16 protein-coding genes are annotated in these 20,799 nt (G+C 63.8%); 3 read left to right on the top strand and 13 right to left on the bottom strand.

Annotated features, from left to right (window positions below; genetic code table 11):
- Positions 1–114 precede the first annotated feature (114 nt).
- The 12 genes from B5V02_RS06415 to B5V02_RS06345 all read right to left on the bottom strand — a co-directional run bounded on the left by B5V02_RS06415 (position 115) and on the right by B5V02_RS06345 (position 14,799).
- Positions 115–666, bottom strand: a complete 552-nt coding sequence (locus B5V02_RS06415; RefSeq protein ID WP_111543320.1) for an isochorismatase family protein — start codon at positions 664–666, stop codon at positions 115–117.
- 43 nt (positions 667–709) lie between these two features.
- Positions 710–2,284, bottom strand: coding sequence for a WD40 repeat domain-containing protein (locus tag B5V02_RS40445; protein ID WP_167458380.1), 1,575 nt, complete (start codon positions 2,282–2,284; stop codon positions 710–712).
- Between the two features lie 145 nt (positions 2,285–2,429).
- Complete coding sequence (locus B5V02_RS06395) at positions 2,430–3,200, bottom strand: exodeoxyribonuclease III (RefSeq protein ID WP_111543319.1); 771 nt, start codon at positions 3,198–3,200, stop codon at positions 2,430–2,432.
- Positions 3,201–3,636: 436 nt separating this feature from the next.
- On the bottom strand, positions 3,637–4,314 hold the full coding sequence (locus tag B5V02_RS06385; protein WP_111543317.1) for an alpha/beta hydrolase family protein: 678 nt from the start codon (positions 4,312–4,314) through the stop codon (positions 3,637–3,639).
- 202 nt (positions 4,315–4,516) lie between these two features.
- Positions 4,517–5,632 carry a tetratricopeptide repeat protein gene (locus B5V02_RS06380; protein ID WP_111543316.1) on the bottom strand — a complete coding sequence of 372 codons (1,116 nt, stop codon included), beginning with the start codon at positions 5,630–5,632 and terminating at the stop codon, positions 4,517–4,519.
- Positions 5,629–6,534: a non-homologous end joining protein Ku gene (gene ku, locus B5V02_RS06375; RefSeq protein WP_111543315.1), complete on the bottom strand. Its 906-nt coding sequence runs from the start codon at positions 6,532–6,534 to the stop codon at positions 5,629–5,631. The genes B5V02_RS06380 and ku overlap by 4 nt, the downstream gene beginning before the upstream one ends.
- Before the next feature lie 234 nt (positions 6,535–6,768).
- Complete coding sequence (gene ligD, locus B5V02_RS06370) at positions 6,769–9,258, bottom strand: DNA ligase D (protein ID WP_111543314.1); 2,490 nt, start codon at positions 9,256–9,258, stop codon at positions 6,769–6,771.
- Positions 9,259–9,327: 69 nt separating this feature from the next.
- Positions 9,328–9,657 (bottom strand): hypothetical protein, encoded by a 330-nt coding sequence (locus tag B5V02_RS06365; RefSeq protein ID WP_245445729.1) that lies wholly within the window; start codon positions 9,655–9,657, stop codon positions 9,328–9,330.
- A gap of 6 nt (positions 9,658–9,663) precedes the next feature.
- Positions 9,664–10,866, bottom strand: coding sequence for a GNAT family N-acetyltransferase (locus tag B5V02_RS06360; protein ID WP_111543313.1), 1,203 nt, complete (start codon positions 10,864–10,866; stop codon positions 9,664–9,666).
- A 193-nt stretch (positions 10,867–11,059) separates the two neighbouring features.
- Entirely contained in the window at positions 11,060–12,295 is a 1,236-nt protein-coding gene (locus B5V02_RS06355; RefSeq protein ID WP_245445727.1) for a GNAT family N-acetyltransferase, read from the bottom strand.
- A gap of 9 nt (positions 12,296–12,304) precedes the next feature.
- Entirely contained in the window at positions 12,305–13,633 is a 1,329-nt protein-coding gene (locus tag B5V02_RS06350) for an MATE family efflux transporter (RefSeq protein WP_245445725.1), read from the bottom strand.
- Positions 13,630–14,799: a glycosyltransferase family 4 protein gene (locus B5V02_RS06345; RefSeq protein ID WP_111543780.1), complete on the bottom strand. Its 1,170-nt coding sequence runs from the start codon at positions 14,797–14,799 to the stop codon at positions 13,630–13,632. The genes B5V02_RS06350 and B5V02_RS06345 overlap by 4 nt, the downstream gene beginning before the upstream one ends.
- Positions 14,800–15,114: 315 nt before the next feature.
- On the opposite strand from B5V02_RS06345, the gene B5V02_RS06340 reads away from it, so the two are divergent.
- The 3 genes from B5V02_RS06340 (at position 15,115) to B5V02_RS06330 (ending at position 18,629) form a co-directional block, all read left to right on the top strand.
- Positions 15,115–16,284: a DUF1972 domain-containing protein gene (locus tag B5V02_RS06340; protein WP_167458379.1), complete on the top strand. Its 1,170-nt coding sequence runs from the start codon at positions 15,115–15,117 to the stop codon at positions 16,282–16,284.
- Positions 16,281–17,540: a glycoside hydrolase family 5 protein gene (locus tag B5V02_RS06335; RefSeq protein ID WP_111543312.1), complete on the top strand. Its 1,260-nt coding sequence runs from the start codon at positions 16,281–16,283 to the stop codon at positions 17,538–17,540. The genes B5V02_RS06340 and B5V02_RS06335 overlap by 4 nt, the downstream gene beginning before the upstream one ends.
- A gap of 408 nt (positions 17,541–17,948) precedes the next feature.
- Positions 17,949–18,629 carry a redoxin family protein gene (locus tag B5V02_RS06330; protein ID WP_111543311.1) on the top strand — a complete coding sequence of 227 codons (681 nt, stop codon included), beginning with the start codon at positions 17,949–17,951 and terminating at the stop codon, positions 18,627–18,629.
- 220 nt (positions 18,630–18,849) lie between these two features.
- On the opposite strand, the gene B5V02_RS06320 is transcribed toward B5V02_RS06330, so the two are convergent.
- A complete protein-coding gene (locus B5V02_RS06320) occupies positions 18,850–20,586 on the bottom strand; it encodes an adenylate/guanylate cyclase domain-containing protein (protein ID WP_111543310.1) in 1,737 nt (578 codons plus the stop codon).
- Between the last annotated feature and the right edge of the window lie 213 nt (positions 20,587–20,799).

Raw genomic sequence — 20,799 nt, 5'->3', positions numbered from 1 at the left:
GAGCCATCCCAACAATGCGCCCCCCGTCCGCGTCGACCAGCGCGTACGCCGGCAGCGACGGACAATGCCGCCGCGCGAAGCGACGATCAGCCCGCTGTGAGGTTCGTTACAGCTTCAGCCGCCGGTCAGCGCCTTCGTCGTTACCAGATTGACACCGGCCTCGGCGAATTCGCCATTGTGGCGGCCAATAATCTGCCGGGCGCTCTCACTGGCATTGTCCAATGTGCTGTGCGCATCGGAGACCACGGTGACGTCGAGCCCTCTGGCCATCGCGCCCTTGACGGTCGCCGCCACGCAAAAATCGGTCTGCGCGCCCAGCAGCATGACGGCATCTGCACCCTGTCCGGCCACCCAATCGCCAAGGGCTGCATTGCTGAAAGCATTGCCGACGCTCTTGGCGAAAGTCGGCTCGTCCTCGGCCTGGCCGAGTGCGGGCCACACCGGCCAACCCGGCTCGCCCGGCGCCAGCGGATCGCCCGCCGGTCCATCATGCCTGACAAAAGCGACCTTGCGCCCGCCGCGCCGCGCCCAGTCGATGACCGCGCGGGCACGCTCGACAATGGCTGACGCCTCATGGATCGGCGGCTCATGCACGCCGTCGAACATGCCGGTCTGCAGATCGATCACGATGAGCGGCGCGTTGTCCGCGAGGCTGAGTGCTGACATGGTTTTTTACATAGCATAGCGGGCGAGGCGATCAAGATTCCATTCACCCCGGCGCACCTGCAAACAGCACCACGCCATCGCCGCCGGTGGCCGGCCAGTCGCGGATGGTGCGGTCGTAACCTCCGGTCAGCACCGTGCCGTCGGCGGCGAAGGCCACCGCGTAGATCGGGCCGGTCCGGCTGTCGAACATGGCGATCTGGGTGCCGGTGTCCATGTCCCACAGGCGCGCCGTGCCGTCGAGCGAACCGGAAACCAGGCGCTTGCCGTCGGCCGACAGCGCAAGCGTGTAGACGGTGCCCTCATGGCCCTCGAAGCGGCGCACTTCGCGGCCGCTGTCGAGATCCCAGAGCTTGATCGTGTAGTCGCCGCTGCCGGTGATCAGATGATGGCCGTCGGCGGTGAACACGGCGCCATAGGTGCCTTGCTCATGCCCGTGCCAGCTGCGCAGCTGTTTGCCGCTGTCGACGTCCCAGAGTTTTAGCGTGCCGTCGATGCTGCCGCTTATGGCGCGAGTGCCGTCGGGCGAGACAGCGACTGCGCTGACAGACCAGTCGTGCCCGCTCATCACATGCAGCACGGCGCCCTTCTCGAGGTCCCAGACGATGACGTTGCCGGTCTCGTGGCCGGTCACGGCGCGCTTGCCGTCCGGGCTGATCGCCAGCTTGTTGACGCCGCCATTGCCGCCCGACGAGAAGACATGCAGCACCGCGCCGTCGGAAAGTTTCCGCTGCACGATCTCACCGTCGTCGCCGGCGGTCAGCGCGCTGACGCCATCGGGCATGAACAGCGCCGTGCGCGCCATGTCCTTGTGGACGCCAAGCGTGCGGATCAGGTGCTTGCCGGCGATGTCCCAGAGCTTGATCGTGTGGTCGGTGCTGGCGCTCATGATCGAGTGGCCGTCGGGCGCCACTGCCAGCCAGACGACAGCGTCGCGGTGGCCCTCGGGCTCAGTCGGCAGCGGTGGCGGAGCCGGGGGCAGCGGTGCGACCGTGGGTGGCGGAATGACCGCGACCTCCGGCGGTGTCGGAGCGGCGGGCGGCGGCACCGGTGCCGCGGGCGGGTTGGCGGCTTCCGGTGGTGGAGCGGTTGGCGCCGGCGGTGGGGCTGCTGGCGGGGTTACGGGTTCCGGTGCCGGCGGGGTGTTGGCGACGTCCTGCGCCTTGGGCTCGCCGGGCTTGGGTTCATTGGGTTGGGGTTCATTGGGCTTCGGTTCGCTGGGCTGGCTTGCAACCTCGCCGCCATCATGCTTCCGCCCGGGGCCGAACCGATCAACGGCCAGCGCTGCGACCACGACCAATGGCAGGACGAGAAACACCTTGCGCAGGCCGGGCCTGCCGGTGTCCTGCACTTCCGCCGCACGGCCGAACAGCGGCGCGCCGGCTGCATGCCCCGGCCGCCCCGGCAACATGCCGGCCCAGAACAACAGCGCGCCAATCAGGCAAGCGAGCGCCGCCATCGGCAATCCGGCCAACCGCAAGGTGGCGGGATCCCCGGCGAAAGACGAGACACCGCGCCAGACGACGACCGCGTCGCCAAGCACCAGCCAGGCACGCCAGACGCAAGCTACAGTCACCACCAGCAGGATGAATGCAATCAGCCTGTCGACGACTCTGTTCATCGGCCCCCCACGGCGCCATTGCAGGCTTCGCCCGAAATGGCACCCCGCACAGTTCAGTTCATGAGATTACCCGTGGAAAAGGTGTTCGCAAAATGGCGTCTGCGAAAGGGATTGATGGCGAAGGTCCCGGCAAGTTCGCCCCGCGCTACTTCAGCTCCACCCAGACCGGCGCATGGTCGCTGGCGCCGTCTTGCCCGCGCACCTCGCGGTCGATGCCGGCGGCGGTCAGGCGCCGCGCCAGCGTCTTCGACAGCAGGATGTGGTCGAGCCTGAGCCCCGCATCGCGCGGCCAGCGGTTGCGGCGATAATCCCAGAACGTATAGAGCGTCTCCTTCGGGTGCTTCTTGCGCAGTGCATCAGTCCAACCTTGCTCAAGCAAAGCGGCGAAGGAAGCCCGGCTTTCCGGCTGCACCAGCGCATTGTCGTCATAGGAACGGGTGGCGTAGATGTCGCGCGGCTCGGGCACGATGTTGTAGTCGCCGGCCAGCACCACCGGCAGGCCGGTGTCGAGCAGTTGCGCGGCATGCGCCTCCAGCCGTTCATGCCAGGCGAGCTTGTACTGGAATTTCGGCCCGGGCTGCGGATTGCCGTTCGGCGCATAGAGGCAAGCGATGACGATGCCGTTCACCGCCGCCTCGATGTAACGGCTCTGCTTGTCGGCATCGTCGCCGGGCAGCGCGTCGCGGGTCAGGACGGGTTCCGAGCCTCGCGCCAGGATGGCGACGCCGTTCCAGGTCGGCTCGCCCTTCCACGCCGCGCCATAGCCGGCCGCGGCCAATGCCGAACGCGGAAACTGCGTGTCGCGCGCCTTCAGCTCCTGCAGGCACACGATATCGGGTTTTGCCGTCGCCAGCCACGCCAGCAAATTGTCCAGCCGGCTGTTGACGTTGTTGATGTTGAAGGACGCGATCTTCATTGAGAATTTAAATGAAATCGATGAGAACCCTTCAGAAAAAGAATAATATCAGGAAAGATCAGAGTCGCAGAAAGAAGAAGTATTGAATATGCTACAGATTCAGCCACCCCGTATGCCTTATCAAACATGACGAATATCGAGGATATCGCAATAAAATAGACCACGATAGAAAACTTCTTGAATCGAGAGATCTGGTGTGGTTGCGATATAAACCAGAAATAATCTTTATATTACTCTGATTTATTCATAAAATTGTAAATATGTATCATAGATAAAATGAATGTCGCATATTCGACGTATAATAAATAGCTGATATCCAAATAGGATATCGCCGCAAGGAAGATACAAAATAAAATAAGCAGCGCCATTGCAAGGAAGGCGGCACCTGTTTTTAGCCTGTTTTTCCCATATATAATGTAGGGCAAAATTACCTCTTTTAGATTTTACCTGCGCGAAAATCCGCTCGGTTGGCCAATGCACGCGTCGCCCACGCCTTCACCGCTTCGGCCAACGTCTTCAGATGATCGGCGGTGGAGAAACCGGAGATGCTCTTGCGCGGCTTGAGATCATGGTCGCCATCTTCCAGCCAGACAATCTCGATCTGGTGGGAGAGCGCATAAGTCGCGACCTCATCCTTGGTCCCAAACTCGTCGCGCGTGCCCTGGAAGATCAGCGTTGGGGTCTTGAGCCCGGCCAGATGTTTGGTCCGCAATTGCTCAGGCTTGGCCGGCGGATGGAAGGGATAGCCGAGGCAGACCAGCCCAGCGATCTCGCCCTTGGCAAACATCTCGTCCGCGACCATCGAGGCGACGCGCCCACCCATCGACTTGCCGCCGATGATGAGCGGGCCGCTCACGCCCTTCGCCCTGAGGTCGGCGATCGCCTTGACATATTCAGGGTTGACCGTCTCGGCCCGCGGCGGCGGCTTGCGGTGCCCGTAGCGGCGGGCGGCCATATAGTGGAATTCGAAGCGGGCAACACGGAACCCAGCCGCGGCCAGCGCCTTGGCGGTGGCGGTCATCGAGGCCGAGTCCATCGGCGCCCCAGCGCCATGGGCAAGCAGGATGGTGACGGGGGCGGTGTCGGGGCCGTCGAAGAGGAAATTAGTCGGCATGATGTAGAGCTCCGAAGCTCGGCGTTGGTGACCCCTTCTCCCCTTGTGGGAGAAAGGTGGATCGGCGCGTCAGCGCCGAGACGGATGAGGGGTGCTGGAAGGAATGAGACGATGGTGCTCCGTCCAACACCCCTCATCCGTCCGCGCTTCGCTCGGCCACCTTCTCCCACAGGGGGAGAAGGAAACGCTAGTGCAGCGCCCCTCACCCCGCCGACTTCTTCGCCAGTTGCAGATCGACGAACTGCACCCCCTTGGCCGCCACGCGCGCCCATTCCGAATCCGTATCGAGTTCGAGATAGCGCGCCCAGTTGCGGCGCGCTTCGGGGAGATTGCCGGCGTCGAATTCCAGCCGGGCGAGGTTGAACACCGGATCGGCATAGGTCTTGTCGAGCGCGATCGCCTTCTGCAGGTGCCTTCTCGCCGAGGCTTCGCGGCCTTGCTCGCTCATCAGCCCGGCGAGGTTGAACCAGGCCTCTACGAAGGCCGGGTCGAGTTTTATCGCGCGCGCATAGTCGTGCGCGGCTTCCCTTCCGTGGCCGCCGGCGCGCAGGCAGTTGGCGCGGTTGAAGGCGGCAATCGCATCGCTCGGGTCGATGGCCAGACAGCGCTGGTAGAGCGCGGCCGCCCCATCATGGTCGCCGCCCTCCTCCGCCGCTTCCGCCTCGGCGAACAACTCTTCCAGCGTGTCGTCGCCGGCTGAACCGGCCATACCGAGATCGAACAGCAATTGGCCGTCGAGTTCGCTCTGGCCGCCCTCGAGATAGATCGCGTCGGGCCGCCCATGCTGCGAGCCGACTTTGAGCGACTTGGCGGTCAGCGATGCCACCGGGCCGGAGCGATGGACGGAGCGCGCGATCGCGCCCCAGGTCGCACCTCCCGCCACCAGCCCGGCATATTTGCGCGCCAGGATCAGGTCGCGGAAGGAATAGGGTTCGCTGTCATGCTCGAAGGCATCGAACAGCGACAACAGGCCGAGGTCGGCGCCTGACAGCCGCGACTGCTCGATCACCGATTGCCTGGACAGCGAAGATGCCTCCGGCGCCTTCATCAGCCCGAGCAGGCGCAAGAAACCATTCTCGCTGATCAGCACGCGGCCGGCCGTGCGCTCGGCGGCGACGCGGCGCTCGATCTCGGCATCGCTGGCCTTTGCCAGATAGGTCCGCCCGAACACGACATGCGTGGTGCGCCTGGTGACGCCGCGCCGCAACTGGCCGTGCTGGCGCTCGACCTCGCGTGCCGCCAGCCTGAGCGGAAACGCCGCCAGCGCGCCGATCGTGCCGAAGACGGCCCCCGGGACCAAGACGGCTTGTGCCGTCATTTCTTGCTCTTGCCGACCGCCTTCAGCAGATTGGCCTTCAGCGGATTTTCAACAGCGCCGCCCGCTGCCGCCTTCTTGGCCGCGGGCTTGGCGACCTCGTCGGCCTTGCTCTTCGACTTGGCCGGTGGCTTCGACTGCGACAGGCTGGCCTTCAGCGCATCCATCAAATTGATGACATTGCCGCGCTCGGGGGCCGCCGCAATGATCGGCTTGTGGCCTTTCAGCTTCTCGCGGATCATCGTCATCAGCGCGGCCTCGTAGCGATCCTCGTAGTTCTTCGGATCGAAGGTGGTTTCCTTCTGCTTGATCAGCGCTTCGGCCAACTGCAGCATTTCCGCGTCGGGCTTGCCAGCGGGGATGTTGCCAAAGTATTCAGCCGTGCCACGCACTTCGTTCGGGTTCCTCAAGGTACACACGAACATGCCGTTCTCGCGCGCGCCGATCGTCACCACCCGCTCGCGGCTGGACAGTACCAGCCGGGCGATCGCTAGCTTGCCGGATTTGCGCATCGCTTCGCGTAGCACGGCGAAGGTCTCCTCGGCCATCGCGCCATCCGGCGCCAGATAGTAAGGCGCGTCCTGATAGATGACGTCGACCTCGCCCTCGTCGACGAAGGCCTCAATGTTCATCGTGTGGTTGGATTCGATGCGCACCGCGTCGAGGTCGGCGTCATCGATGATGATGTACTGCTTGTCCTCGTACTCGTAGCCCTTGACCAGATCCGAGCGCTCGACCAGCCCCAGTTCGGGGTCGACCGGCTTCATATTAATACGGTTGTGGGTCTTCTTGTGCAGCTGGTTGAAGCTGATGCGCTCGCTCGCGCTGGTGGCCGGATAAAGCCGGACCGGACAGCTGACGAGGCTGAGCTTGAGGTAACCTTTCCAACTTGCCCTGGGCGCCATGAAACACTCCTACGCGGCCATGCACTGTCACACCGGTGCAGCGCTGTTCGTCCGAAGGACGAGCGACGCCACTGAAATCCTACACCGACCCCGCACAATACAGGCAAATCCCTGACGAAATCTTCCATGAAGGCGCAGGCATCACCGCGACAGAATAATTCAAATTGTCCGAAGCGTCGATGGCGTTGGAATTTGAACGCGGCGCGAAGGATCGCTGCAGTCCTCATTCTGCGACTACTTCCTCGTTCCCGGCAACGTCGGCAAATCCCGCGCGAACTCATCGATCTCCGCCCAAGGATCGCCGGATGTCGCCAAGAGCCCCGGCAGCGAGGAATAGTTCAAATCCTGCGGTGCATCGATCGATTCCAGATCCGCCCAGCTCACCGGCGTCGAGGCCGGCAGGTTGGTGCGGGCGCGCAGTGAATAGGGCGCCGCCGAGGTGTGGCCGCGCGCGTTGCGGTGATAGTCGATGAAGATGCGCTTCTTGCGGTTGTCCTTGCCCATTGTGGTGGTGAAGGTGTCGGGCGCGGTTGCCGCCAGATGCGTGGAGATGGCGCTGGTCGCCTGGTGCAGCTTCTTCCAGTTCTGCTTGCCCGTCACCGGCACGGTGATGTGAATGCCGCTGCCGCCCGAGGTCTTGGCGAACGGCACCAGCCCCAGCCCCTCGAGCTCGCTTTTGATATGCACCGCCGCCTCGACCACCTCGCGCCACAAAATCCCCTCGCCCGGGTCGAGGTCGAAGACGATCTGGTCGGGTTTGTCGAGGCTGGTGCGATGCGTACCCCAGGTGTGGAACTCGACGACGCCGAACTGCGCCAGCGCCAGATAGCCTTTGGCCCCTTCAACCGAGAGATAGGATTTGGTCTCGCCCTCGGAATTGGTCGCCTCGAACGTCACCACCGAGGGCGGCATGCCGGTGAAGGCATGACGCTGGAAGAAACAGTCCTTCGGCAGGCCGGTCGGGCAGCGCACCAGCGACACCGGCCGGCCGAGAATGTGCGGCAGCATGAAATCGCCGACCAGCGCGTAGTAGACGGCGATGTCGAGCTTGGTCGGGCCGGTCTTGCCGAACAGCCGCCGCGTCGGATTGGTCACCCAGATGGTGGCAAGGTCGGCCTCCGAGATCAGCCGCTTGCGTTTGGCCGACACCGGCGTCGACAGGCCGACATCCCTCAAGCCGCGAAACACCGCGTGGCGCAGCGCATTGTCCGCGGTGCGGTTGGCATAGTGGATATGGGCCGAGAACAGCGGCCGCACCCAGTGCATCTCGCGCATGATTTCGCGCGGCACCCCTTCGGGCGCCGTCGCGCCTGATGTGAGCGGCTCCAGCCTGGCGAGCAATTCAGCAGCGGTCTCGGCATCGAAGCCGGTGCCGACCTTGCCGCGATAGTGAAGTTCGCCGTCCTCGAATTCGGCAAGCCCAAGTGCCGCCAGCCCCTCGGCCGCGTCGGAGGTGGTGTAGCCGGCGATGACGAAGTCGCCGGTCTGGAGCGCCTTGGTCTTGGTCCAGCTCTTGGTGCGGCCGCTCTGGTAGGTCGCGGTGGCGCGCTTGGAGACGACGCCTTCCAGCCCGAGTTCCGACGCCTGGTCGTAGAGCCCCTGGCCCGAGCCTTCGACATGGTCGGAGAACTGGATGGCGGAGTTGGCGCCAAGGCCGGACAGCATCTGTGCCAGCAGCGCCTTGCGCCGCACCAGCGGCGCCTTGGTCAGGTCCCAGCCGTCGAGATGGAGCAGATCGAAGGCGTAGAAATGCAGCCGGCTGCCGGCGCCTTCGGCCAGCGCATTCTGCAGCAGCGCGAAACGGCTGATGCCCTTGGCGTCGAGCACGACGATTTCGCCGTCGATGATGGCGTCGCGGCATGGCAGCTTGGCGAAGGCATGCGGCAGGTCGCCATAGCGCTTCGTCCAGTCGATGCCGCCACGCGTGATCAGCTTGACCACGCCGCCGCTCAGATGCGCCATGGTTCGGTAACCGTCGAATTTGATCTCGTGCAGCCAGACCTCGTTGGTGTCCTCGCCATCGGGCGGCTTTGGCACCTGCGTCGCCAGCTGCGGCTCGATGCGGCTGAGTGCCGGCGCCTTGAACGCGCCCGGCAGCGTACCGGGCTTCAGCACCGGCGGCTTGCCGGGCTTCGTAGCCGGTTTGGCGGGGGCCACCAGCTCCTCGATGCGCTTGCCAGATTTGACGCTCTCCGGCCGCGCTTCCAGAATGTCGAGCGCTGTGTCGGCGGCAAGGTCGCGCTCCTTGAACAGCAGCCAGTTCTTCTTGTTCTCGTCCTCGCCTGGTTTTGGTTTGAGCCTGGTCAGCATCCAGCCGCCATTGAGCTTGTCGCCGGCCAGCCGAAACTTGAAGGCGCCGGTCCGCAGGCTCTTCTCGACGTCGTCCATCGGCGCCCAGCTGCCGGTGTCCCACACGATCATCGGCCCGCCGCCATATTCGCCCTCGGGGATGACGCCCTCGAAGTCGATATATTCCAGCGGATGATCCTCGGTCTCGACCGCCAGCCGCTTGTCGGCCGGATTGAGCGAAGGCCCGCGCGGCACGGCCCAGCTCTTCAGCACGCCACCGACCTGCAGCCTGAGATCGTAGTGATCGGCGGTGGCGTGATGCTTATGGACGACGAAGCGGTTGCCTTCGTCGGAGACCAACCCGCCGGCGGGTTCCGGCGTTTTCGAGAATTCGCGCTTGGCGCGATAGGTTTTGAGTTTTGGTGAGGTTGTCATGACATAGATCGAAGCACGTCGGCCAAGTGAACGCGTCCCGACAGAGCGCTACTTCTAGGCCTCACGCTCTCAATCGTCGGTGGCCGGCGTCAACTCGAGCTCGGCCGGCGACAGGCCTTGCTGCAGCTGGGCGAGCCGGAATTCGTCGACCCAGTAGGCCTCGCCGTCGACCAGCACGCGTGCCTGGTAGGCGCCGGCCGAAAAACTCTGCGCGGTGATGTAGACCTTGTGGCGGTCGAGCGCCTTGCGCACCGCGGCGCGCTTGGCATTCTGGCCGATGACGGGACTGAACATGGCACTGCCCTCGGTCGCCCCGACACTCACATGGCCGCGATCCGCAGCCTGGCGACTGGGCTCAAGGATGACGGAGACGCGCGGTCCTGTCAATTTCGCGGACAACCGCCTTCAGTCCTTCAATCGCCGCAAGCTGCGCGCCACGCCCTGGACGGCCTTGAGCAGCCGCGGTTTCGAGCGCACGTAAAGCTCGGCCCGGCTGCGAAACAAAATGACGGCATTCGCACCCCTGCCCCGCACCGTCATCGGTTCGCAGATCTCGGCCAGAACCGAACTCGCGGCACCGATATATTCCTTGTAGCCCTGACCGCCGACCGACAGGTCGAAATAGTCGAATCCCCGCTCGCGCCCCCATATCATCAGCTTGGCGATCGTCGTCAGGCCGGGTGAGACATTGGCGATCGCATCCTTGTCGATCCCGAGCAGGATGCCATGAAGAGTGCCTTTTCTGGCCAGCACGAGGAAGGAGGCGAGCCAGGCTTGCCCGACGCGCAGCCCGAAGAGCCGCACCGATCCGTCGGACAGGCCCTGGAGAGCCGCGTTCCTGTAGAAATCGACGGCCGATTGCTGCGTCAGGAGATCGAAACGCCCAAGCTCGCGAAAGCGCTTCAGCCGCAGCTCCAGCAGTGTGCCGAAGAGCTCCTCCATCAGGGCGGGCGTGTCGGCCTCGACCAGGCTGAGACCGCCCATCTGTTCAAAGCGGCGGCAGTGCTTGTGGAAAGTTTTGGCGAAGGACGGCTTGCAGATGCGCTTGATCAGACCCTCGGGCTCGCCGTGCAAGGCCAGGCCGGAGGTGATCTGGATGGAATCGCGCGTCGCCGAAAGCAGAGCCAGCGGATTGGCCACGCCGTAGATCTGCTGCGGGATACCGGCGATGTGGATGCGATCCACCGGCGGCAGCACCGAACAGACCGCCGCCCAGGCGGCTTCAGCGCCCTGCGTGGTCCACGGGCTCGCATCCGCCAGCAGCGGCGCGGAATAGTCGCAGACGCCGCAGCTCAGCCATTCGACCACATAGTGGTGGAAGGCCCGGCGCCGCATCAGCGGCACCAGCATTCTGGGCTCGCCGGTCGCGGCGTCACTCACTTCGACGACGAGCAGTTCCGCACCCTTGGGCATCAGCCGCGCGGCGATCCCTTCGGCCCAGGCGTAGTGCTGATGGGCGGTGCAGACGCCATCGGCCTGCCACTCCAGCCAGAGCGGCTTGACTGCCTCGAGGCTGGTGTGCAGCCGTGCCGTATAGGCACGTCCGGCGGTATCAGCGCGGGCGGAGAGAGCAGAAGCCCGCGCCGCCGATATCGGTGCCATTCGCATTGACTGAGTCGAAATATCTGCCTCCAATCTTTTCCCGCGGCGATCGGATGCGGTCGTGGGCGGTCCATGCCGGAGTTGTCTTCAGCCGCATGAACCCGCCCACCCGTCTTGCGTCCTTCCCAAGACAGGAGATCAGCTAGGTGCATCGACGCCGATCCTCTTTGACATGGATCAAGCGCGAAATGCGGCCGCCTCAGCTCTTCAATCGTCGCAAGCGGCGCGTCACGCCCTGGACGGCCTTGAGCAACCGTGGACGGGATCGCACCACAAGCTCGGCCCGGTCGCGAAGCGAAGCGACGGCTGCCACGCCCTTGCCGAGCGGCGTCAGCGTTTCGTCGATCTTGACCAGAACCGAACTCTCGGCGCCGAACTGTTCCTTGTAAGGCTGGCTGCCCACCGACAGGTCGAAATAGCCGAATCCCCGCCGCAGTCCCCATACCATCAGTTCGCCCATGAGCCCCAGGCCCGGTGAGGCGTTGGGCACCACCTCCAGGTCCATTCCGATCAACAGGGCATGCAAGGTGCCATGCCGGACCAGCATGTACTGGACAGAGACCCAATCCTCGCCGACGCGCAGTCCGAAGATCCGCACCGATCCGTCGGACAGGCCCTGAAGCGCCGCGTTTCGGTAGAAATCGACAACCGCCGGCAGCGCCAGCAGATCGAAACGCCCCAGTTGGCGAAAACGCTTGAGCCGCATCTCGACCAGGGCGGCGAAGACGAGCTCTATCAAGGCCGGCGTGTTGGCCTCGACCATATCCACTTTGCCGTGCCGTTCGAGCCGGCGCCAGTCCTTGTAGTAGGTTTTGACGAAGGACGGTCTGCCTTTGCGCTTGATCAGGGTCTCCGGATCGCCGTCCAGCACGAGGCCGGATGTGATCAGGGTGGACTCGCGCGCGACCGCCAGCAGCGCCAGTGGATTGGCCAGGCCGTAGATCTCACGTGGAATTCCCGTGATGTGGATGCGGTCCGCGCGCGGCAGGACGGATCGGACCGCCGCCCACGCCGCTTCGGCAGCCTGCGGGGTCCACAGGCTCTTGTCCGCCAGAAGCGGCGCTGAATAATCGCAGACGCCGCAGCTCAGCCATTCGATCACCCGATGTCCGAACCTCGTCCGCCGCATCAGCGGCACCAGCATCTTGAGCTCACCGGTCCCGGCGTCGGCCACTTCGACGACGAGAAGGTCGGCGCCTTCAGGCATCAGCCGTTTGACGATCCCCTCGACCCACGCATAGAGCTGATGGGCGGAGCACATCCCATTCGCCTGGCACTGAAGCCAGAGCGGTATGACGGCTTCGAGACTGGTGTGCAGCCGCGCCGTGTAGACCCCCCCTGCGATGCTTCGGGAAGCATCAATAGCCCGCCCGGACGGTACTGGCGCCCCAGCCATCGGCGCATCTGGCGCAGGCGTCAATGTCTGGATCGACATGTCTGTCTCCTACCTTTTTCCGGTGGCAAGCGGGGCGGGTTCGGTCCCTCGCCACGACGTTGACTTGCTGTCATGCCGGCTATCCCCGCTGTCAAGCGTCCCGCTCTCAAGCGCGAGGATATGGCGGCGTGCGAAATACCATGAGGCCGCGAGCACAACGGTCTCGGAGGCCGCGGCACCTGCAAGCGACCATGGCGGGGAAGCGATAGCCAGCAGGATTGCGATCAAGACCAGCCCGACGACCGCGCCGGCCGTTGTGATGAACGCCACGACCCGGAACTCGCCGAGTATCTCGAGGACGATGCGCGGCATGATATAGAGCATGATCGGTATGAAGTTCGCCACGGCGAGAAGCCCGATGAAGCTGACAGAAGCATCCGCGAGGGTCTGCGATCTTATCGTCGGCAGAACAAACATGATGCCGGCTCCGTAAACCAGGCTCCCGAGCCCCATGACAAGCGACCATAGCTTGGCGTGCATCCACACCCGCCTGACTTCATTGCTCGCCATCAGCTTCGCAAGCTCGGGCTGCAGCATGTTGACAAAGGCCAGGCTGACGATACGCAGGGGAGCAAACAGGACGAGAACCGCCGCGATAGGCGCGTAGGCCGCCGGACCGGCAATACCCGCGACCAGCAGCGCCAGGCACTGACCCTGAATGTTGGTGGTCGTCGCGCTGAATCCCGACCAGCGCAGTTGGCGCCAGAGCCTGGCATAGCGTCGCCGCACAGGCGCTCGGAAGCTGAGGCGAAGCGGACGGGGTGCCAGGCGAGCGAGCACGGCTATGCCGATCAGATTGGCCGCTGCAAGGGCATAGAACACCATCTGCAGCACATTCGGCGCCGTCCAGATCGCCAGCGCAGTCATCGCGGCACCGGCGACGGTGAAAGTGAAATCGCTTATACTGACGACCATCTGTTGGCGACGCGCGAAGAAAGCCGTGCGCATATGACTGCGCAGCGACCACGCGCCGACGAAGCACCCGGCGGCGATGCCGCCCGCGTCACCCCACATCAGCATCAGCAGCGCGGTCGCAGCGCCCACGATCGACGCGACGACCACCGCCGCCCCTCCGAACGTCACGTCGTGCGCGTCGACGCCGGCCCTGTTGGTGCTCTTGCCCATCCATATGCTGGCGGGGACGGCGGTCAGCGATCTGATGTAGGACAGGCCGACGCCCCCCATCACCATCGCGATGGCGAAGATGCCGTATCCTTGCGCTGACAGCACATGCAGCAGCGCGAGGTTCAGCGCGAAATGAAACCCGCTCTGTATGGCCTCGCCGCCGATCATCAGCACAAGGCGTCGCAGCAGATGGCCTGGAAACGCGAATTTCACGAACTGGTCTCCGCTTCGCGGGCGACATGCGCCCGGCCGGGCTTCGCCAGCGCCACCCTCAGCTTGTCCGTGGCAATCGCCGCGATCGCCGCCGCCGCCACCGGCTCGCTGAAAATCTCCTCGTATCGCAACCGGCCCGCGGCGACGAAACCACGCCAGGCATCTGGCCGCAGGATGATCTCCCGCAGTTTGTCGGCCAAAGCGGCTGGATCGCCGGGCGGAACATGCCAGCCGGTCTCGCCATCGCTGACCACTTCCACCAGGCCGCCGATGGCCGACACCAGCGGCGGCCGGCCATAGGCCATCGCCTCGATGGCGACGCGCCCCAGCGATTCCGGACGCCGCGACGGCACGGTGACGACGTCGGCCCAGCGGTAATGCTCCGAGGGGTCCGGCACGAAAGGCAGAACGCTGACGCATCCGGCGAGGCCCATGCTTTCGACCAGTTCGGCGAGCGCGCGCTCGCGCTCGGCGCTTTCGAAGGCGCCGCCGACCAGCCGCACTTCGATCCTCGACCGCAATTCCGGTGGCATCGAAGCGATCGCCTCGAGCAGGACCTCCTGGCCCTTGATCCTGTTGACGCGGCCGAGCAGCAGTACCCGCAACGGGCGCTTGCCGTCATAAGTCATCGGTTCGGCGGCCGCCGGCCCGGCGACACCGTTGTAGACGACATGCGTGCGCGAGACCTTGGGATCGCCGAACGCGGCGCGCGTCGCGCGTGAGTTGAAGATGAGATCCGCATGGCTCCAGCGCATCAGGCCGACCAGTATCCTGCGCATGGCGCCTTCGGGGATCTCGTGGATATGCAGGACAGCCTTGTCGGGGAGAAGGCGTGCGGCCAGCGCGTAGTCGGCCACGATCGAGGTGTTGACGTAGGTGAGATCGCAATCCCTTAGGCGCCGCCAGGCTCTCAGCACCGCCATAGGCAACCGCGCCATCTCGACCGTCGCAAGGCGCGCGATGGCCTGGCGTCTCAGCACCCAAAGCGGCTCGAAGACGATCCGGCTGGCATGTGGTTCAAGGATTTGCACGATCGGTCCGCTGCGCGGCAGTACCACTTCGATGTCGGCGGACGGAAACGCCCCGCGCAGCGCAGCAACGCTCTCCGCGAAGCTGCGGTCGGAACCATAGAGTTCATAACCCTGATGAACGCAGGCAATCCGCATCTTTGTATCCCGCCAGGTGCCGCAACCATCGCGCCGGGCGGTGGGATGCAGGAACCTTGTCGCAAGAACCATGCCTGGTTGAACCGTCCGGCTGCCGGACGCCAAATCCTGGCAATGCCTCGTTTCGACACAGATACGCACAGAAGGGTTGACCGATAATGAAACAACCGCCGGCTTCAATACAGTTTTTTTACAACCCGGCGCGATGATCATTCGCCCGAGCGCCGAAATCGTGAGATGGCACGGAAGTTGCCCGTCTGCTTCTTCATGATGCAGCAATCGCTAATATGTTCAGATCTGAAAGTGCCACCGGCCATGAAACCAGAGAAGCCTGCCATTCTGATCCTGGGGACGCGCGGCATACCGGCGGCTCATGGCGGCTTTGAAACCTTCGCCGAAAGACTGGCACTTTTTCTTGCCGGGCGAGGCTGGAAGGTCGGCGTCTATTGCCAGGAGGAGGTCGAGCGGATCGACCAGAGGGTGCGCAGCGAAACCTGGCGCGGCATCGAACTAATCCACGTCCAGGTTGCCTCGAAGGGTCCGCGTGCGACCTTGGAATTCGATTGGCAATGCGTGCGCGACGCCGCCAGGCGGCCAGGCGTCTGCCTGGTGCTCGGCTACAACGGCGCGGTTTTCCTGACCTGGCTCAGGCTGAAAGGGCGCAAGATCTTCACCAATATGGACGGCATCGAGTGGCGCCGCCCCAAATGGGGTTTGGCGGCGCGCACCTGGTTCTGGCTCAACGAATGGATTGGCGCCTGGGCCTCGCATCGTCTGGTCGCCGATCATCCTGTCATCGCCGACCATCTGGCGACGCGCCGGCCGCGCAGCGCCATCGCCACCATCGCCTATGGCGCCGATCCGGTGACATCGGCACCGGAGGCACCTGTCCGGGCGCTCGGCCTGGAGCCCGGGCGCTATCTGATCTCGATCGCGCGCATCGAGCCCGACAACAACATCCTGCCGATCGTCGAAGCCTTTTGCAGCCGCAAGCGCGACATGAAGCTGGTGGTGCTGGGAACGCTGTCCGACGACATCCCCTATCATGTCGCTATCCGCAAGGCGGCGAACGGCTCGGTGGTTCTGCCGGGCGCCATCTACGACCAGGCGACGGTGAAGGCACTGCGCTATCACGCGCGCGCCTACCTGCATGGCCACACGGTCGGCGGCACCAATCCGTCGCTGGTCGAGGCGCTGGCGGCCGGCAACATGGTGATAGCGCACGACAATCCGTTCAATCGCTGGACCGCGGGTGCTGCCGCGATCTACTTCACCGACACCGACAGTTGCGCCGAGCGGATGCAACAGGCGCAGGACGATGACGCCCTGGTCAGGAACTGCGGCATCGCGGCCAGGGTGCGCGCCCGCGAAGCCTTCCGCTGGGAGGATGTCCTGGTTGCCTATGAGCGTGAAGCCTATCGGCTTCTCGGTGTCACCGCCGACGAAGCCGTCGCGGCCGATCGCGCATCGCGCCGCACCGCATGACAGGCTGGTCGCGCCGGCGGGTGCTGAGGACGGCGCTGTTCACGGCGGCGGCACTCGGTTCCCTCCCGATCGCGCCATTCGCCCGCGCCGCCGAGCCGCACTTTCGGCGCGGCGTCAACGCCTGGCCCTGGTTCTCGCTGACACGTGAATTTCCGGCACCGCGCACCGACTATGGCTGGCCGCCCTTCCAGCCGCAACGGCCCGTTCCGACCGCGGACGACCTGCGCCGGTTGCGCGACACGGGGCTCGATTTCATCCGCCTGCCGGTCGATCCCGGCCCGTTCCTGGCGGCCGACGCCACCGCGCTCGGCCTGTTGCTGGACATGGTCGACGCGGCCGTCACGGCCACCCTCGATGCGGGTCTCGGCATCATCGTCAACGTGCAGGCCAATGGCGCCACCCACTATTGGAATCCTGACCGCATGGTCGCCAGCGTTGCCGAGCCCGCCTTCGATCTCTATCGCGGGCTGGTCGGCGAGCTTGCCGGCAGGCTGGAGCGCTTCCAGCCCGGCAAGGTGGCGCTCGAAACCGTCAACGAGCCGCCGCAGGCCTGCGCTTCGGAGGTCTGGTCGCAGGTCCAGCTCGCGCTTCTGACCGCGGCAAGAGCATCGGCTGCAACCTTGCCGCTGGTCGTCACCGGAGGCTGCGGCTCGATGGTAAACGGGCTGACCGCGCTCGATCCGGCGCCGCTGTCGCCGTTCGAGCCGATCCTGTTCACCTTCCACTTTTATGAGCCCTATCTGTTCAGCCATCAGGGCGCGCCGTGGATGCGCGAGCCCGTCTACCGTTCGCTCAACAACGTGCCATGGCCGGCGTCCGCCGGCTCGTTGGAAGAGACGCTGGCGTCGGTCAGGGCGCGCATGGCGCAGGATACCGAAACGACTGATAAGGCCAAGAAAGCCGCCTATGCGGAAACCGAGCGCATGCTGAAGGTCTATTTCGACGCCCAGCCCGACCGGCGCTTTGTCGACAAATATCTTCGCCAGGTTCGCGCCTGGGGCGACGGCCACGGCCTTGCGCCGGAACGCATCATCATGGGCGAGTTCGGCGCGCTGCGCACCGACGCCCGCTATGTGGCAGCGCCCAATCCCGATCGGGCGCGCTACATCGCCGACGTACGCCAGGGCGCCGAGGATCTCGGCTTTGGCTGGGCATTCTGGAATCTCTTCGACGGCATGGGGATGATGGACGACACCACGCGGGTGCTGGACCCCGCGATGATCGACGCGCTTGGGTTGACCATGCCGGGGGACTAGGCAAAACCCAATCACTCCGAACAACCGAGTCGAACCCAAAGCCGACTTACGTCTTCCATGACGCGAACGGCAACTTTGCGCCTACAGCGGCCATTCAGGGTGCCTTTGGCGCTTCCTGAAAGCCGACTTCCCAAACGACCACGCTGGCCGACGTGTTTGGCAAGGCCGGTGCTGGCGGTTAGCTACTATCTACTATAGAGGCGCTCGAGACAGCGCGAGAAACGGGCGACCCGCAGATGATTTTTCCGTGCTATGATGGTGTTGCGACGCTTAGTCGACCTCGGCAATGGCAGAGGCCGAAAGCTATTTTGCCCTGGCGCAGGAAGTTTTGCGCCCAAGCACGGGCTCAACTCCGAAACGCTGGGTGTGCTACCTTTTTCTGACTGATCCGGGGCGAGGAGGTTGTCCATGTCCACGAGTAATATCGACCGCCCGCTGCAGCCGGGCGACCGGGCACCGAATATTGTGCTCGACGCGATCTCGCGCGAAGGCAAGATCGCGCTCGACGATTTTCGAGGCCGTAGCCCGTTACTGGTCGGTTTGTTTCGGGGCCTGCATTGTCCATTCTGCCGGCGCCACGTCGCGGTGATGGCGCAGCTCAATCCGGCCCTGAAGGAGAAAGGCATAGAATGTCTCGCAGTGGTCGAGACGCCGGTCGAACGTGCGCGGCTCTACTTCCGCTACCATCCGCTACCCGATCTTCTTAGCGCATCCGACCCGGAGGGCGCTTCACACCGCGCCTTCGGTTTACCCATCCTCGAGCTCACGGAGAATGAAACCGAATGGCCGCACAAGCTCGGAATGGACGCAGTCATGACAATGCGGATCGATCTGCCGGGGGAGTTGCCCGAGCCGATGAACCCGGCTGCGGCGGGCGACTTTTTTGAGAAAAAGGACGGGTACGAAATTACGGAGGCCGACCGGCAGATTATTATCGCCGGTCACATGCCGCTTGTCGGCGAGTTCTTGCTCGATCGGGAAGGCATTGTGCGCTGGACCTTCACGGAAGCTGAAGAGGAAGGCCAAAATGTATGCCGGGCTCCAAATCCCAAAGAATTGATGGCGGCAGCTTTCCAAGTCGCACACTAATCTAGAAAGGGGTTTTGGAGTTCAGAGATCGCCGCGTCCATGAGCGTAATCAGGGCCGGGCGATCCTCGCGTTGTGCTTTCCGGTGCCGAAAGTCTTCACTGGCCATGTTCAAGTCTCGATATGACGAATTTCGTTCCGGCAGAAGAGACCATATATTCGCTGCTGCGGCAGCCTCGAGACGCCTATCCACTGCGGCCCCGACGGGCATAGCCATGACAGTCATTCTGGCAGCCCCGCCATGCGATAGCCTTCCACGATATGCCGCCGCACGTCTTCGGCCGGGAAAGGCTGCGAAGCTGACCAATGCCGGATTGTGAAGTGCGGATTGCTTATCATGAACATTTCCGCCTCCCAGCGCGCCTCCTCCAAACGGCCAAGTTGCGCAAGGCTTGCTGCAAGCAGGCGTCGTGAAGTCGTGCGATAAGTTTCGGGTCTCCGCAACGTTTGAACCGCGGATTCGTAGTCGCCGATCGCATACTGAGCCTGGCCCAACATCCAGTAATACCAACCGGGCGGGTGAGGGTTGAGCCGCAGCGCCTTGCGCACCTGCTCTATGGCTTCGGCAGGCCGGCCGTTTTCCGTCGTCAGTTCAGCCTGCATCGCCCACGCGTCGGCGTGGTTGGGATCCAGCTTGTGGGCGGCGGCGAATTCGGCATCCGATTCCGCCCAGCGACCCTCATGTCCTAATATAACGCCCAATACCCATCGGTTCCCAGCGTCATTCGGGTCGAGTTCGACCGCCTGCTGTGCTTCGGCAAGCGCACTTGCGCGATTGGGATCCATCGGTTCGTCCCAGAACTCCCAGCCCAGCCAGAGGTTGAGTGCCAGCCAACGATGCGCCTCCGCATATTCCAGATCGAGCGCGATTGCCCGGTTCAGCAGGAAAATGGCTTCTTTCGCGGTGAGCGCCGTTTGCAGGCCCAAGGCCCGTGCACGCACACATAGATCATAGGCCTCCAGGTTGCTCGGTCTGTTGCGCGCCGGCGCGGCGGTCAGACGGCCCACCAGAGCCTCGACAATCTTGCCGGTCACCTCGTCCTGAACGGCGAAGATATCTTCAAGGCTTCGGTCGAATCTTTCGGCCCAAAGGTGGTTGCCCCCGATCGCATCGATCAATTGAGCGTTGATACGCACCCGTCCAGCTGCCCGCCGTGCACTACCCTCAAGAAGATGGCGCACTCCCAGGTCTCGCGCGATCCGACGCACATCCACGTGCCTGCCCTTGTATGCAAAAGCCGAGTTGCTGGCGATGACAAACAACTCGCTGTTCCTCGACAGATCCGTGATCAGGTCTTCGGTGAGGCCGTCGACAAAAGCCTCCTGCTCCGGATCGTTGCTCATGTTCGTAAAGGGAAGGACGGCGATGGAGGGCTTGCCGGGGAGCGGCAGCGGCGCTTTCTCCGCCGGTCCGCCACCTTCAGATGAGGTCGATAACCGAATCCGGTAAACGGACACCGGTTCGGCAACGTTCTTGATCGCTTGCGGACCGAGTTCGTCGAAGTCGCATTCAAGCTTTCGCTTGACTTGGTCGTAGACGCTGCCGGAGACGCAGATATCTCCAGCCTCGGCCATTGCCTGAAGCCGCACTGCGACAACAACGCCATCGCCGAACAGATCGCCGTCCTCGACAACGACATCGCCCAGATTGATGCCGATATGCAGGTTGATTTGTCGGTCGAACGCCAAACCCTCGTTCGCGGCCATCATCCGCTTCTGGAGTTCGACGGAGCATGACACAGCGTTCACTGCGCTTCCGAACTCGACTAGGACGCCATCACCCATCACTTTTACGACACGGCCGTGACGGTCGCGGACCAGTGGCTCCAGGATCTCCTTCCGCCTCCTCTTTAACGCGGTCAACGTTCCTTGCTCGTCCAGGTCCAGAAGTCGGCTGTAGCCCACCACGTCGGCGGCCAATATGGCGGCAAGACGGCGTTGGGCGCGTTCTTCGGCCATTTCGCTTTGCTTTCATTGAAAGCAGAAAGATGGATTGTATGACGCCCATTTCAAAAGTCTATCAGGCTGACTTCGAAGCTCGATCGGCAAGCCGCTACATGGGGTGATCGCGCCAGTCGATTGGCCCATTGGCCCCACGACTTGTCCTTGGGGGGCTGATGTCGAGGAAGGCCAGCAAGGAGTCACGTCCGTTTACAGGCGGCTAAGTTGGGT

This window comes from Mesorhizobium kowhaii (assembly GCF_003253745.1).
Taxonomy (GTDB): Bacteria; Pseudomonadota; Alphaproteobacteria; order Rhizobiales; family Rhizobiaceae; genus Mesorhizobium; species Mesorhizobium kowhaii.
Note: the sequence above shows the minus strand (reverse complement) of the source record. Positions and strands in the feature narration are given on the sequence as shown.